Raw genomic sequence first — 15497 nt, 5'->3', positions numbered from 1 at the left:
GCAACGCCGGTTTACCAATGTCTGCACTTTTTTTTCGAGATTTCGGTGAACCTGCCCCTGCTGGAATATTGATGTTTTTAATTATCGAACGAGTATAAATTATGTGCGCTTGCGTTCATAAGATAAAATAAGGACACAACATTGTTGTGTCCCTACACAATACCTGTATTGCCCGCCTCCAACTAAATCGCGATAAAATCGCTAGCTGTTAGCGGACTACTTGGAATGCCAGGAATACTGGCAAGAACTTCGCCGTTACTGGCAATTTCGATCGTCGTTATAAAATCGCCTGGAGTAACTCTCAATTGGTTGAAGGTCAAACCTCCGCTCAAACCGATTAAATCTTCACCTTTTTGAAAGTCTAAAAATGTATCTGTACCGGCACCTGCTCCTAACACCAATACGTCGCGTCCAGTGCCACCAATTAAGAGATCCGCACCCATTGCGCCAATGAGTGTATCGTCTCCTTCTCCACCGCTCAAATTGTCATCCCCTTTGCCGCCTAATAGTAGGTCGTTGCCGCTGCCACCGCTGATAATATCGTTGCCTTTGTTGCCGCTGAGAGTGTCGTTTCCCCCATTGCCAGTGATAATATCCTCCCCTGCAAAACCTGATGCTGTATTGTTGGCATCGTCGCCTACTAAATTGTTAATTTTGGAGACATCGAGAGCAGTTTGCATTGCCACAACGTTTGTTAAAAAGGAGCTTCCCGGAGTGGTTCTTAATTGTTCTAAACTGCTGCGCGATTCCAGCGATGTTGCTAAGGTTGGCAGTGCAAAGTCTAAGCCAGCTAACAGCTCTAAATAATCTGAATCTGTGAAAGTGAAATCAGGGCGGTTCAACTGGTCTACAGAGATTTCTGTCTGAGTCAAGCCGGGAGGAGGAGAAGTTAACAAACCGTTTTGGGTGTGCTTTTCCAAGACAAGTAGCGGGTTGATAATCGGGTTAGTAAATGTTTGAAGAACTACTTTTCCCGGTAGGAAAGCTTCTCCTCCCAAACTCACAAAATCGCCGCTAACTATGTAGTGAGTTACATTTTTTCCTGGGCCGACTTTCTGCTTGAATGTATTGACTGTACTCTGAGCAACTCCGGGAGAATTGAAGGTGACAACATCTCCGATAGTAGATGTAAATTCGGTGGCGGCTAGTTGCGTTATGGCGCCGCCTAAGCTGTGTCCGAGAACATCTGGTGGCAAGCCGCTGGGGTTTTTGGCTGTATCTTGACTGATTTGTGTCAGCCAATTTCCTAATGCTTGTTTGTTGGCTTCAAATTGGTTGAAACCGGCGCCCCGCGGGTCTGCGTTGGCAATATCGTCTACGGGCGAGTCAGTGCCGCGAACTACCAAAACAGGCGGTTTGTCTGGGGTGGTGGAAATTAAGCCGATCGCGTGAAATCCAGTTCCGGGATCGTCAAAGGTGCGATCGATTTGATAGCCAGCAGCACTCAAACCTGTTTGAACTAAAGTTTGAAACTGGGGCTGGTCATCTATGTAAACAAGTTGCTTGGCTATAGTTTCGTAAGCGGCGGGGGATGAGGGCATATTTTTTTATTTCCTGTCGTTTGATGGGGAATTAGTTTTTAAGCTACTTAACTCAGTTTACTATAAACTTCGTTTATTAACCATATTAATGGGTCATTTTTAGTGGCTTTTTAGTAGCCAATTAATTGAGATTTTTTAACAAAAAAAAACCTCTCGCTACAAAACCCATGCGGGTTTCGCGCCACCAAAAATACCACTTTTTGTCGCCCTAAAGCTATACAAAATCTACCCGAGTAATATCGCTGGCAACTACGCCTCGGAGAGTAGCAAGAATTTCCCCAGTAATCGGGATACTAATTAAAGCTCCGTCAACACCTTGGGTTACTGTAACTTGAGGAAAAGTTAGACCGCGCGATAGTACAATTAAATCTTCACCATCTTGAAAATCTAAAATCACATCTGCTCCGCCACCGGGTTCCAATACAAAGCGATCGCGCCCCGCACCACCAATTAAAAAATCGTTGCCAAACTCGCCGGAAACCAAATCATTTCCGTCGCCACCCTCCAAATAATCGTTATCTCTGCCGCCGTACAAGAAATCGTCGCCATCACCACCGATGATGCTGTCATTACCTCGATTGCCTCTGAGAGTATCGTTACCGCCGTTGCCGGTAACTGTATCCTCTCCAGGGCCCCCCGTAGCAGTATTGTTGCGAGCGTCGCCTGATAAATAATTCGGTTGTAAGGGAGCTAAACCGTATTGCATTTCTCTGATTAACTGCACAAAAGAAAATTCGGGTGCTGTTCTCACACTCTCTGCACCGCCTCTGGTTCTGATGGCGACTGACACATTAGCCAGGGCAAAATTCATGGCAGCGATAAACTCGTTAAAATCTGAATCGTTGTTATAAGTAAACTCTGGACTGTTTAATTGTTCTACGGAAATTTGCCTCTGCAAAAAACCCACGGGCGGAGTAGTTAACAAATTTTCAGTTCGATGTTTTGCCAAAACAGTTAAGGGATTAATACTCGGATCTGTAAAACTTTGGATAAATACTTTACCTGGGATAAATGCTTCCCCAAACAAGCTGACGAAATCTCCGCTGACAATGTAGTGAGTGACATTTTTGTTGCCGACTCTGCCGAGATTTCTCCGAAAAGTGTTGAATGTACTCGCTGACACTCCCGGAGAGTTGAAAGTAAAGATATCGCCGGTCAGAGTTGTGTATTCTGTTGCTACAATTTGAGCGACTGCTCCGCCCCAACTGTGTCCGATGACATCGGGCAATAATTTGCTGGGGTTTTTACCAGTATTTTGACCGATTTCTGTGAGCCAATTTTTGATATTATCTTTGTTCTTTTCAAATTCAGGTAAACCAATGTCCCGCGAGTCGGAAAAGATAGCGTCGCCGTCGATGAAGTCTGTACCTTTAAATACGAGGGCGGGCGGGTTTTCGGGATTGGATGAACCGAACCCGATCGCATAAAAGTTGGTTTCTGGGTCGTCGAATATGCGATCGATATAGTAGCCATTAGTATCGAGGAAACGCGAAACTTCATTTGCCGCGCTCGGCTTTTGATTCAAAAAAACAATTGATTTAGCCAGAGCTTCATAAACAGCAGGCGAGGCACTCATAATATTATATTTTCTGTTTGTTGGGATTTGCGATCGCTCTCTTCTTGAGCTAATTGTCCAATGGTAGCCATTATAGCTGACAAGATTTTATGGTACACTTGATAATATCAACTCAAGAATTAAGTTTTTGCGGTTATGGGTATTATTCGTCAATACATTGCTCCATTGATAGCGGTATTAGTATTTTTCGCGGCTCTGGTAGCAGTCAGTGCTCGCATCTTTTTGCCTGGTGACATGGCTGCCCCGGCACCGATTGAGGAAGCGATCCCCCAAAAGCAAGCGACAGTAGTGAATCCAATTTTCTTGGGACTAAATTATGCCGCTTTCCGTGTCCGCTGAGCTGATGTCTGCTCAACTAATACCGGGCTACGGGCTGCGATCGGGATCGGGACTCGATCGAGCAAAACTGGTAAAGTTTATGCACCGGACATACCAAGAGCTTTACCCCAATGGCGAATTGGGACATTTGGCTCAAACTGTCGAGCAGTATTTTTCTAACCAGACGCCGGTTTGGTGGGTAGAGTGCCAGAAAAAGTGCGATTCGTTGAAGCGTAAACCACGGTAAAAGCCCGTACATAGCGTTTCCAGCCACAAGGCTGAACTCTCGGTTTGATAAGGGTGCAAGTCCCTTCTGCCAGACTCAGGTATGACTCCCTATCTGCCCACACCGACCAAGCTCGATTCTTGGAGAGTGAAGCTGGGAACAGGACGCAATCAGACATCTAATGTGAGGTGACACTGGCGTTAATGGGGAGTTCCGATGGTGAAAACAGAGCCTAAAAAAGTAACTCAGGCACGAACGGGACACAGACTAAAACTCCCGACTCCACTGGAGCTTATTCCCGCCGAATCCTTTTTCAATATCGGCAAGAGTCCAGGGAATCCAGTAGTTAAAGCTGGCTCCACCTAAAGGAACAATCAATCTAACCGAGGGAACGAAGAAAAACGAACTGAGGGTCAAGGGGAAGTCGAACCCTTTCGTAGGCTAGACGAGCAGCGGAACCCCCTTAGTTCGGGTAGGACAGACCGTAATTGGTCTGAGGTGTTCAGAGTACACAAACTAGAGCAGAGCATGATTAGGCACGACAGCAATGTTAGTGAATCTTGGAAAACGTTATCGTGGAAGAAATTCCGCCGTGATTTATTCCGCCTACAAAAGCGCGTGTATAAAGCGATTCAGGTTGGAGACAAGCGGAAAGCGAAGTCCCTTCAAAAGCTAATTCTGAAATCTCGGGCTGCAAGAATGTTGGCAATACGTCAAGTAACACAACTGAATGCTGGCAAAAAGACTGCGGGAATCGATGGAAGAGCCTCACTCACATTTGAGGAAAGGCTTGCACTGAGTGAAGAACTCAGAGCCAAAAGTAACAACTGGAATCATCAGAAGTTACGTTCAATACCAATCCCCAAAAAGGATGGGAGTACCCGCCTCCTTAAGATACCGACTATCGCCGATAGAGCGTGGCAATGCCTCGCAAAATACGCGCTAGAGCCAGCACACGAAGCAACCTTCCACGCCCGGAGTTATGGATTCAGAACCGGAAGGTCGGCGCATGACGCGCAGAAATTTCTGTTCCAGAATCTACGCTCAAACGCCCACGGAATAGAAAAACGGGTTATCGAACTCGATATCGAAAAATGCTTCGACAGGATAAGCCACACCAGCATAATGGAACGACTCATCGCCCCAAAGGGTATCAAGACCGGAATATTCCGCTGTCTAAAAGCAGGAGTCAATCCAGAATTTCCAGAACAAGGAACCCCGCAAGGGGGCGTGGTAAGTCCATTACTAGCCAACATAGCTCTCAATGGGATTGAGGAAATACATCAATCAGTCCGTTACGCGGATGACATGGTAATAATTCTGAAACCTAAAGATGATGCGGAGGCAATACTTGATAAAGTCAGCGAATTTCTGGCAGAACGAGGAATGAAGGTTAGTGAAAAGAAAACTAAACTAACAGCTACGACAGATGGATTTGACTTCCTCGGTTGGCATTTCAAAGTGCAAAACAACGGGAAATTTAGATGCGTTCCATCAGCGGACAATTTTAAAGCGTTCCGTCAGAAGGTAAAACACATCGTTAACAACTCGAATTATGGTGCTACGGTCAAGGCTAAGAAATTAGCCCCTGTGGTTAGAGGCTGGAGAAATTACCACCGCTACTGTAAATTGGATGGGTCACGGCTATCACTGTGGTTCGTCCAAAATAGAGCCTTCAAGGTATTCAACAAGGAATCGAAACAATCTCGCGACACCAGCAAGAAATTGCTTGATAAAGCATTCCCATCGGTTCCTTACTCCGAAAACAAATTTGTCAATGTCAAAGGAGAGAAATCTCCCTACGACGGAGATATAGCCTACTGGAGCGAGCGTTACAGCAAGCTCTATGACGGCGCAACCTCTAAAGCTTTAAAACGGCAAAACCATAAATGTGGGAAATGTGGCTTAAAAATGCTAGGCGATGAAAAGGTACATCTACACCATTTAGATGGAAACCATAGTAACTCGAAAACTAATAACCTCTTAGCGGTTCACGAAAGCTGCCACGATTATATCCACAGGAGCAAAGGCGCAAGCCAAGAACATCGGGAGCTGGGTGCGGTGAAAGTCGCACGCCCAGATCTAACCGAGAGGTGCGGAGGATAATACCTCCCATCGACTCAAACCACCCAGGAAGAGGCAGAAATTTTGCCGACGCTGCCCTCGCAGTATCTCAATCCCTCATCTCAAGCCCAAAATCTGACATCGGTTGTCGGATGTTTGTGGTTGGGAAATGCGATCGACCAAACCACCGGAGAACGCTATGCTCACATTTTTTTGCTGTACGTAGCACCGCAACATCGCCGTTTAGGAGTCGGTGCAGCTTTAGTTATTCATGCTGAAAATTGGGCGCGGGAAAGGGGCGATCGGCAAATTGGTTTGCAAGTATTTCTGAGCAATCAGCCTGCGGTGAATCTCTATCAAAAATTAGGCTATCAAAGTCATTCCCTCTCGATGCTCAAATCCCTTTGAAATATAAATTCTACTGGTTTGGAATCAGGGCTAAAGTCCTGATTCATCCCAATTATGAGGACTTCAGTCCTCACTACAAACTTAGGTGACAGCAATTATGAGGACTGAAGTCCTCACTACAAACTTAGGTGACAGCAGAGGAATTTGTTTGTAGTAAGTCATATGTTGCACCATTCTCAATTAGCCTTTTAGGAACAGGCTTTCCGGCCTGTTCCACAACAGATAAATTTTCTTGTGGAACAGGCCGGAAAGCCTGTTGCTGACAAGCGCCCCCTACAATTATTGACTGCTGAGTGCTGACTGCTGACTGAGTTGCTTAGGAGCATCCTCTGTGCGGTAAAGTTTTTTTATGAACAATAACGACTACTCCAACGCCCTTGATACTGACACGGAACTGGAAAGCCCTTTGGATCATTTTGACGAATCCGAACCCCCGCTGCCAGATCCCGATGAAATGCTGCCTTTGCTGGAATCCCCGGAACCTCAGCACCGGATGATTGCGGCGCGGGCTTTTTGCGAACTGCAGGACGATCGAGCAATTTCGCATTTAATTAATTTATTGAGAGACGGTTGCCCCTTGGTGCGAGTCAGCGCGGCTTATGCTTTGGGGCGAAATCCGAGTCGCGATGCTGTGGAACCCCTGATTTTTCAGCTTAACCGCGACTGGAACGGTTACGTTCGCAAAGGGGTAGTTTGGGCCTTGGGAAATTGCAGGGACCACCGCGCTTTGCCATCTTTAATTGATGCTCTGAAAACTGATATTTCGGCGGTGCGTTTGTGGGCGGCGAGTTCTCTGGGTCAAATGGCAAAAGTTGGTTACTATGTGGTGATTGCGGCGATTCCGCCGTTGATTGAAGCGCTGCGGGGAGATGCTGTGTCTGCTGTGCGAAGTAATTCCGCTTGGGCGATCGGGCAACTGGCCCGCGAATTGCCGAATAATATAGTGTACGCTGGGGCGATCGACGGTTTGATTGAAGCTTTAGAAGAAGATGAAGATATGGGCGTGAGGGAAGATGCTAAATCTTCACTTTTGCGAGTCGGCGACCCGCGCGGATTGCAGATAATTGAAGATTTAGAAATGGAAGGAATTTTGTGATATAATTATCACATTAAAACACCCTTTACTAATAATCAATTATGAATTTCATCAACCCTAAGACAGATTTTGGTTTCAAAAAAATCTTTGCTTCGCCCCAGAGCAAAGAAGTTTTGATTAGCTTCCTCAATGCCATGCTCTACAACGCAGAGCCGACAATTACAGACTTAGAAATCATCGATCCCTACGCCGCGCCTAGCGTTACTGGATTAAAAGACACTTACCTGGATGTCAAAGCAAAAATTACGGGCAACAAAACTGTAATTATCGAAATGCAGGTCATCAATGTAGAAGCTTTTACTAAGCGCGTCATATATAATGCAGCCAAAACCTACGCCACTCAACTCAAACGCAGAGAAGGCTACTCAAAATTAAATCCTCTCATCGCTCTCACAATTACGGATTTTATCCTGTTTGAAAATACCGAAAAGTTTCTCTCACATTTTGTATTTAAAGAAGTCGAAGAAAACTTCGAGTATTATAGAGAAATAGAGTTAGTTTTTGTTGAACTACCAAAGTTTAACAAAAAATTAGAACAAGTGGAAAATCTGATTCAAAGCTGGATTTATTTTATAAAAAATGCTCCTGAACTGGAGGAAATACCGGATAAATTGGCCTCAGTACCCGAAATTCAAACAGCTTTTAACATTGCTAACAGGTCTACCTTAAACCTTGACGAGTTAGCATCATTAGAAAAGCGGGAAATGTTCTTTGAAGACCAACGCGGTGCTGTTATTAAGGGGATGCAAGAAGGTCGCCAAGAAGGTCGCCAAGAAGGTCTAATTGAGGGGCAAACAGCATTAATTCTGCGTCAAATCGCGCGGCGCACTGGCGAAATCCCACCAGAAGTTCAAACTCGCATCCAGCAGTTATCTCTCGAACAATTAGATGATTTAGGAGAAATCTTGTTAGATTTTACCAGTCAAGAGGATTTGATAGCTTGGCTGGAATCCGTGTCAGCATGAATTTATAAATTTTGCACTTCTGATACTAAATCCGGCTTTAATACCCCCTTCATTCTTGATTCGCCGCAGGCGGACTGTGTTTGTGTAGTAGCGGTTTCAACCGCCTAGTTCCTAATCTAATAAGTCAGGTTCCCGACGCACAATCATGTCATAAAGCGGTTGAAAGCTAAACCATCCCATTCGGTGAGACCCTACTTGCTGCTGTGTTAAACGCGCACATTCTGGCTTGATGAGAATTGGTTTTCCCGCTGCTTCGGCCATTAACTGCGCTTGACAAGAACGTTCCATTGCAATAAACCACCAAGCCGCTTCATCTACTGTTTGACCTACTGTTAACAGTCCGTGATTTTGTAAAATAATCGCTTTTTTCTCACCTAAAGTTTTGGCGATGCGTTTAGCTTCTTCGATTTCCAAAACAACTCCGGTGTAATCGTCAAATAAAGCTTGGTCTTCATAAAAAGAACAAGCATCTTGCGTCAGGGGGTCAAGCAGGCGACCCAAACTCGACCAACTTTTGCCGTAGGGAGAATGAGCGTGGGCTGCTGCGATTACGTCGGGGCGGGCGCTGTGTACTTGGGAATGAATGGCAAATGCTGCTTCGTTTACGGGTTTATTTCCTTCCACAACTTCGCCTTTGTGGTTGACTAAAATTAGGTCGCTGGCTCGAATTAAACTAAAGTGCATTCCAAAAGAATTGACCCAGAAATGGTCTAGGTGTTCGGGGTCGCGGACGGTGATGTGTCCGGCAATTCCTTCGCTGAATCCGAAGCGGGCAAATAATCGGAATGCGGCGGCTAAACGCTGTTTGCGGTGGCGGCGTTCTTCTTCAACTGAGTTGAATGTTGGGGGTTGAATGGTGACTTTGGGGATTTTTATTGCAACCATATATTTGGGAATTGGGCATTGGGAATTGGGCATTGGGCATTGTTGACTGTTAACCGTTGACTGTTGACTGTTGACTGTTAACTGTTAACCGTTAAGCTGTTCTACATTTAAACTGTGTGTCAAAAATCAATAAAACTCTTGTGGGACGGGCTTCTAGCCTGTCCAGAATTTCCAATTTGAATGCGTAACAGCTTAACTGTTAACCGTTAACTAATGACTACTGACTACTGCCAACTGACTACTGACTACTGACTGGTGACTTCACTAAGGCGCAAACCTGCGATGTTTTTGCAGTCAAAGGTGGCGTTGTTGCCGGGGCGACGTTCTATTAATTCGAGAATTTGTCCGGCGGGGTTTTGCACAAACCACTGGGTTAATGAGCCGGAGTTTAGAGGATGCTCTGATAGCGGTTTAAAGTTTTTATTTTGCCATATCTTAGCAGCATTCTGCACGTTTTCAACTCGAATCGCGACGTGGTGAACTGCTGCTAATCCTCTTTCTTGCTGGAAGCGGTCTGTTTGGTCGCCCGGTGCGTGGGGCGCATCTAATACTACTAAGCCGCCGGCTGGCATTAATAAGGTCATTAAATGCAGCCACAAGTCGGAGGGAACGTTAATGTTTTCCGCACAAAAGTTAATCGGGAACAAGTCGGGGCCTTCAACTGTTTTGGCACCGAAGGGGTAAAAAGATTTGGCGTAGTTTTCTAGTTCGGTGCGGCTAGGGAATGTGAGGACAAAGTGGTCGATCGCAACTTGTTCGTCGTACAGGTGTGTTTCAAACGTCCAGGCTGTTAAAAATTCGGGAGTGATAAATTTGGGGTTGAGTTCCAGCAAGCCATTTTTTTCGATGAAAGGTGAGTCAAAATGGCCCTCAAGGTTGCGATCGAACTTTAGGGTTTTTAGATTCAAGTTTTTCATGTATCTCACCCGATGTTGAAGGACGCAAAACTGCGAATTTTGTCTACAAGCTGAAGTGGACACACATTTGGTGCGCCTTAATTCAAAAATAACACAAAATTTAATACAGGCAAGCCGATCGCGCGATCGCAACTCCTAAACCTTTACACAGCAAATATTCCCCAATCTCAAATCTAAAATCTAAAATCTCAAATCGGATGGTTTGCCGATCGCGTTTCCGGCCAGCCACGCAGTAGTCCAGGCACTTTGGAAGTTGAAACCGCCCGTCACGCCGTCGATATCCAAGATTTCGCCCGCAAAGAAAAGTCCGGGACAGCGGCGGCTTTCCATTGTCTTAAAATCGACTTCTTTGAGGTTGACACCGCCGCAGGTGACGAATTCTTCTTTAAACGCGCCTTTTCCGGCAATCTGATATTCGCCTTGAACGAGTTCTAGCAGGAGGCGATCAAGGGTTTTGTTAGATAAGTCAGCCCAGCGTTTTTGCTCATCAATGCCGATCGAACTTGTCAAGCGTTCCCAGAGGCGGCGCGGCACCGGAAGCGGACAACTAGAGACAATCAATCGGTGCGACAACTGCGACTTAACCGCTAGCAGTTGCTGTCGCAAAACTTCCGCATTGTACTGGGGAAGCCAATTAATCAGCACAGATGTTTTATAATGGCGATCGTGCAAAAATCTCGCACCCCAAGCCGAAAGTTTGAGTACAGCAGGCCCGCTTAAACCCCAGTGAGTAATTAGCAAAGGCCCGCTTTGTTCTAATTTAGCTCCCGGCAATTTCACCTTAGCATTAGGAACAGAAATTCCGGCTAAATCTTTGATTCTGCTGTCGGAAATATTAAAAGTAAATAGAGAAGGAACGGGCAGTTCTACAGTATTACCTAACTCTTTTGCCCACTTATAACCCGATGGATTGCTGCCTGTAGCGAGAAGAATGCGATCGCACTTAAAACTCTCCCCAGATTTCAACTCAATTTCAAATGTAGGGGCGGTGCCCCCGTGCCCGCCCTCCAATGTTAATTTTCTTACAGAAACTACTGCATCGCCGGTGCGAATTTTTACGCCTGCATCCTCAGCAGCGCGGATCAAACAGTTAACAATAGTCCCCGAATCGTCTGTGGTCGGAAACATTCGCCCGTCTTCTTCTGTTTTCAACTTCACGCCATGACCGGCAAACCATTCAACAGTATCGCGCGGTTGAAATCGAGTAAAAGCACCGCGCAGAGCTTTTCCACCTCTGGGGTAATTCTGCACTAAAACACCGGGGTCAAAACAAGCGTGAGTCACATTGCAACGCCCGCCGCCAGAGATGCGAACTTTTGCCAGGAGTTGCCGGCCAGCTTCTAGTAAAGTGACGCGGGCCTGCGGGTAGGTTTTGGCACAGGTAATTGCACTAAAAAAACCCGCAGCACCGCCGCCGATAACTGTAATTTTGAGCATTCGATCGGACAAACTTTTTCTCGCTTATTCTGGTTCAAAATCGGATTTTTCCGCCCCGCAAGTGGGACAAATCCAATCGTCGGGGATATCTTCAAAGGCGGTACCGGGAGCTATATCCCCGTCGGGGTCGCCTAGTTCTGGATCGTAGACGTAATTGCAAACTGTACAAACGTATTTTTGCATTTGCTTAACTCAATTTTTTATTGTAAGCTTATAGATTGTACTGGACAACGCAACCTAGTGCAATATAGCAATCCTAAATTAGTCGTAAATTTTTTACCCCACCCCAACCCTCCCCGAACCCGCGGGGAGGGAGTAAGAAATTCACAAATGATGCGAGGATTGCTATATCACTTTCAAAAAGTAATGAGACTTTCGGTAATTTCCAAGTCTTTACGAATTAAGTTTTGCACCATTTTTAAATCTAAAATCTAAAATCTAAAATCTAAAATCGCAAAAGCCTCCAGAACCGCAGTTCTAGAGGCTTGATTGTATTTTTTATTAGTTTACGGCGATGGGAAGACTAGACTTTCGCTAAAGGCTTAGTCCAAACGCCGTTTTCATCTTCTTCATACTGCTGGTGAATGGCGTTCCAAGCGGTGTGTTCCGCTTGTATCGAGTCGTTGGTTTCGTCAAATGCGGCGTTGTAGGATTCCATAAAGGTTTTTTGAGCTGCTTCCGACAGGTGCGATCGCACTTCTGGAGATAAGTCTGCCGGACTATTGCAGCGACCTTTGACAGCGCGCGGCAGCGTCATTTCGCTAACTGAAACTTCTTCGCCACCTGCACTTTCTAGCAAGAGTTGAAATTCGCCGGATTTATCTGCGGCGACTTCTGCCATCACGAGAAATTCGCCTGCTTCAACGCGGGTTTGATAGATAGTTGCTTTGTCTTCCGGCATTCCCAAGGTGACTAAAGCGGAAACTAGACCCGCACCGGCCGAACCTGCGATCGCGCCGCTAGCAGCACCCAACAGTACCGCACCCAGCGGGCCCGCCGATACTACTGCACCGACAAAGGGAATAAACAGCACGCCGACGCCTGTTAGCAAACCCAAAAAAGAACCGAATAAGGAACCAAAAATCGCCCCGCTTCGCAGACCGCCTAATATCACATCTTTTTTAGTAATAAAGCCGGCAATTTTAGTTTTAGATTGAAAGTTTTTTCCCATTACTGAGATGTGGTCGCGGGAAACTCCGCGATCGAGCAACCGCCGAATTACGCCGTCTAATTGTTCTTCTTCCTTAAATACGGCTGAAACTGTTCGTTCGGCTAAATATTCCTCGGTCATTGTTCCTCCTTGATGGTAGGTAGATTACTTGTGCTAGTTTTTAGTATAGGAAGACACTGTAGGGCGATCGCATCAACCGCGAGATAGAGGTCGATAGACTGTGGCTAGATTTAGTCTATATCAAAAGAGTTAAACCATTAAGTATTCGGCACTCACTCAAGTTTATTTCATATTTTTATTCATCTCTTATATAAGTTCCAAGATACTCCAGTTGGTCGATCATTTCCTCTGCTGACTTAGCAGCAATCAAATTCAAAAGTCCCCGCAACTGTGCGCCCACTGAATACCGCTGCTGTTGTGCAAGAATGATTCCAGCATGACTTCTCTCTTCTGCAATACAGATATTGTGTAAACGGCTGAAATCTCTCCTATTAAAACTGTAAACGACTCGCCTTTGCTCGGTTGCCCAAGTGAGCTGTTCTTCATCTGAAAAACTCAGCCTGTTAGCCTCCGAGGTTGTTATCACATCTACACCCGAATTTCGCAGAGCTAAGATTAGAGCTTGTTCCTGAATATCCTCATCAAGATATAAACGAATCTTACTCACGATAGCTTACCTGCCATAGAGTCTGCTTCCAAGCGCTCCCACTCAGCATTTTCTGCTGCTATTTCCGCGTCAATTTGCTTTTTGTTCGCATAATAGTAAGCTAAGGCTGCATAAACCTGTGCTAAATTCAAGTGCGTTCTCTTTTGAACAATTACTTCAGGAGTCCATCCCGCATTAAAATCAATAGCAATGTTCTCTACCGTAATTCTAGTTCCTGCAATTCGCGGGCGGCCGCCGCAAGTTCCGGGCGTGCGGACAATTAGCGTTCCTATATCAACGGCAGTTGTCATATTTACCTCGATTGAGTTAACTTTATTCTATTGTAACGCAGCTTCATTTCTACCCGATCGCCCTAAACAACATTAATCAATGCCATTAGCACCCCTGTTTCCTGTCGTTCATCCCATCCTCAAATCTGCTTTTCCCAGATGTCTGTGGACGGGAGATATCAAAAGCCGAGAGATTGCCCTCACATTTGACGACGGTCCACACCGTCAGCACACACCTCAACTGTTAAAAATTTTAGATAAATACGACATCAAAGCTAGTTTTTTCTGGCTAGGTTTTTGCGTGGACAGGCATCCAGAAACGGCTAAAGAAGTGTACGATCGCGGACACTGGATCGGCCTCCACGGCTATCAGCATATATCGTTTCCTAAACTCAAAACCCACGAACTCAAACAAAGTTTAGAGGACACGCAGAAAGCAATTGCCAAAGCTTGCGATTTAGACCCAGAATTCATCCTGGACGTGCGGCCGCCCAACGGCATTTTTACGCCGCGAACATTAGAGTTATTGCAACAGTGGGAATATCGTCCTGTAATGTGGAGTGTCGTCCCGGAAGATTGGGTGCGGCCGGGGGTGAGGAAAGTTATTAGTCGCATCGTGCAGCAAACAGAAAACGGATCAATTATTGTACTGCACGACGGCTTTTGCGGTGGTGAAGATGTTGCAGCTTCGGCGGATAAAATAATTCCATTGCTTTTGTACAAAGGTTACAAATTCGTGACAGTCGATCGACTGTGGCAACAGAACAACATTCAAATAACAGGAAATTAAGTCCATGAAAAAAAGACAGTTTATTGCATCTCTTTGTTTGGTAAGTGCCGGATGGGCGATCGAGCTTTCTCCTGCTTCCCTAAGTGCTGAAACTCCACTTCTAGTTCAGCAGCCATCCCCTGGCGTATCCGCGCCTGCCACCAACTCAAAAACCCCGCAAGTGGAACTGCTAAATCCGGGAGTGGAACCCCGACAGCAACTGCGTTTAAAACCAGCTATCGATGTCAAAGAAACGACAGTTATGACCCTAAAAATGGATATGAAAATATCCGCATTGGGTCGCTCTTCGCCTGCGGCTAAAAGTCCAGTATCGGTGATGACTTTCGAGACAAAAGTCACTAAAATTGATCCCAACGGTGATATTCACTACGAGTTTGCTTATACTAACGCAGATATCATCGGCGATACTGGAAATACCCCGCCAGCAGCCCTAGATGCCATGCGTTCCGCACTCAAAAGCATGGTCGGAATGAAAGGCTCTTTCATCATGGACAATCGCGGTTTTAATAAAGGAGGTAACTTTATTTTGCCCGAAGGAGCTGACAACAACCTCAAACAAATGGTTAGACAAACGTCTAAATCTCTAGAGCAACTTGCCTCGCCGCTGCCTGCCGAAGCAGTCGGAAAAGGAGCCAAATGGCGCGTTTCTTCTTCCTCTGATTTCAGTGGCATGAATATGAATGTCATTTCTACCTATGAATTGGCTAGCTGGCAAGATGGAGTTGCCTCTCTGAATGTAAGTATAGAGCAGCAAGCAAACCCTCAAAATATTACCTCTCCCCAACTGCCTCCGGGAACTACCTTAACCCTAAAATCTTTTACTTCTGAGGGTGGGGGAGCAATCACAATGCGCTTGGATAGATTAAACCCTTTTCGGTCTACTGCGTCTGTTAGTTCAAATAGCGAAATGAGTGCTAAAAATGCTGGCAGTTCTGAAGAATTAACAATCACAACAACAATGGCCGTGGAGATGACTTTCGAGTCGAAGTAAGCTTTATTATACAACTCGAAAAATTAGGGGCATGGCATTGCCGTGTCCTTAGTTGTCGGTAAAATTTTAAGAACTGGTATTAAATCGGGTTAATATACCTAAGCTGTTGCACATTTAAACTGTGATACAAGCATTACCCTTATTTTTAATTTTGCGACCCCATTTAATTATTAATT

Annotated in this window: 17 protein-coding genes; 8 read left to right on the top strand and 9 right to left on the bottom strand. The window is 45.6% G+C overall.

The window, feature by feature from the left end; translation table 11 throughout:
* Positions 1–182: 182 nt before the first annotated feature.
* Together QUB26_RS03745 and QUB26_RS03740 are read right to left on the bottom strand one after the other, a co-directional pair.
* On the bottom strand, positions 183–1541 hold the full coding sequence (locus tag QUB26_RS03745) for a calcium-binding protein (protein WP_333316809.1): 1359 nt from the start codon (positions 1539–1541) through the stop codon (positions 183–185).
* A 214-nt stretch (positions 1542–1755) separates the two neighbouring features.
* On the bottom strand, positions 1756–3117 hold the full coding sequence (locus tag QUB26_RS03740; protein WP_333316806.1) for a calcium-binding protein: 1362 nt from the start codon (positions 3115–3117) through the stop codon (positions 1756–1758).
* A 135-nt stretch (positions 3118–3252) separates the two neighbouring features.
* Between QUB26_RS03740 and QUB26_RS03735 the strand changes: the two genes are divergently transcribed.
* From QUB26_RS03735 to QUB26_RS03710, 6 genes are all read left to right on the top strand, one after another.
* Entirely contained in the window at positions 3253–3456 is a 204-nt protein-coding gene (locus QUB26_RS03735; RefSeq protein ID WP_333316804.1) for a hypothetical protein, read from the top strand.
* A 4-nt stretch (positions 3457–3460) separates the two neighbouring features.
* Positions 3461–3682, top strand: coding sequence for a hypothetical protein (locus QUB26_RS03730; protein WP_445299585.1), 222 nt, complete (start codon positions 3461–3463; stop codon positions 3680–3682).
* A 507-nt stretch (positions 3683–4189) separates the two neighbouring features.
* Positions 4190–5767 (top strand): reverse transcriptase domain-containing protein, encoded by a 1578-nt coding sequence (locus QUB26_RS03725; RefSeq protein WP_333316802.1) that lies wholly within the window; start codon positions 4190–4192, stop codon positions 5765–5767.
* Between the two features lie 42 nt (positions 5768–5809).
* On the top strand, positions 5810–6133 hold the full coding sequence (locus QUB26_RS03720) for a GNAT family N-acetyltransferase (protein ID WP_333316800.1): 324 nt from the start codon (positions 5810–5812) through the stop codon (positions 6131–6133).
* Positions 6134–6482: 349 nt separating this feature from the next.
* Positions 6483–7229 (top strand): HEAT repeat domain-containing protein, encoded by a 747-nt coding sequence (locus QUB26_RS03715; RefSeq protein WP_333316798.1) that lies wholly within the window; start codon positions 6483–6485, stop codon positions 7227–7229.
* Between the two features lie 41 nt (positions 7230–7270).
* Positions 7271–8194 (top strand): Rpn family recombination-promoting nuclease/putative transposase, encoded by a 924-nt coding sequence (locus QUB26_RS03710; protein WP_333316796.1) that lies wholly within the window; start codon positions 7271–7273, stop codon positions 8192–8194.
* 111 nt (positions 8195–8305) lie between these two features.
* On the opposite strand, the gene QUB26_RS03705 is transcribed toward QUB26_RS03710, so the two are convergent.
* The 7 genes from QUB26_RS03705 to QUB26_RS03675 form a co-directional block, all read right to left on the bottom strand.
* Entirely contained in the window at positions 8306–9079 is a 774-nt protein-coding gene (locus tag QUB26_RS03705; protein WP_333316794.1) for a class II aldolase/adducin family protein, read from the bottom strand.
* Positions 9080–9324: 245 nt separating this feature from the next.
* Positions 9325–9996, bottom strand: coding sequence for a hypothetical protein (locus QUB26_RS03700; protein WP_333316793.1), 672 nt, complete (start codon positions 9994–9996; stop codon positions 9325–9327).
* A 180-nt stretch (positions 9997–10176) separates the two neighbouring features.
* The gene (locus tag QUB26_RS03695) at positions 10177–11433 is read right to left on the bottom strand and encodes an NAD(P)/FAD-dependent oxidoreductase (protein WP_333316791.1); all 1257 of its coding nucleotides are present in this window, start codon (positions 11431–11433) and stop codon (positions 10177–10179) included.
* Between the two features lie 24 nt (positions 11434–11457).
* The gene (gene rd, locus QUB26_RS03690; protein WP_333316788.1) at positions 11458–11616 is read right to left on the bottom strand and encodes a rubredoxin; all 159 of its coding nucleotides are present in this window, start codon (positions 11614–11616) and stop codon (positions 11458–11460) included.
* Between the two features lie 340 nt (positions 11617–11956).
* Positions 11957–12724, bottom strand: coding sequence for a ChaB family protein (locus QUB26_RS03685; RefSeq protein ID WP_333294102.1), 768 nt, complete (start codon positions 12722–12724; stop codon positions 11957–11959).
* Between the two features lie 175 nt (positions 12725–12899).
* On the bottom strand, positions 12900–13271 hold the full coding sequence (locus tag QUB26_RS03680; protein WP_333239821.1) for a DUF5615 family PIN-like protein: 372 nt from the start codon (positions 13269–13271) through the stop codon (positions 12900–12902).
* Positions 13268–13561, bottom strand: coding sequence for a DUF433 domain-containing protein (locus tag QUB26_RS03675; protein WP_333239823.1), 294 nt, complete (start codon positions 13559–13561; stop codon positions 13268–13270). Before QUB26_RS03675 ends, QUB26_RS03680 begins: the two co-directional genes overlap by 4 nt.
* A gap of 79 nt (positions 13562–13640) precedes the next feature.
* Here QUB26_RS03675 and QUB26_RS03670 point away from each other — a divergent pair, with 79 nt between their 5' ends.
* Together QUB26_RS03670 and QUB26_RS03665 are read left to right on the top strand one after the other, a co-directional pair.
* Positions 13641–14330 carry a polysaccharide deacetylase family protein gene (locus QUB26_RS03670; RefSeq protein WP_333239824.1) on the top strand — a complete coding sequence of 230 codons (690 nt, stop codon included), beginning with the start codon at positions 13641–13643 and terminating at the stop codon, positions 14328–14330.
* 4 nt (positions 14331–14334) lie between these two features.
* The gene (locus tag QUB26_RS03665; protein ID WP_333239826.1) at positions 14335–15321 is read left to right on the top strand and encodes a DUF6263 family protein; all 987 of its coding nucleotides are present in this window, start codon (positions 14335–14337) and stop codon (positions 15319–15321) included.
* Positions 15322–15497: the final 176 nt, after the last annotated feature.

This window comes from Microcoleus sp. B4-C1, from assembly GCF_036705285.1.
In the GTDB taxonomy this organism is placed as follows: Bacteria; Cyanobacteriota; Cyanobacteriia; order Cyanobacteriales; family Microcoleaceae; genus Microcoleus.
The sequence above is the reverse complement of the archived record's forward strand: the minus strand, read 5'-3'. Positions and strand labels throughout refer to the sequence as shown.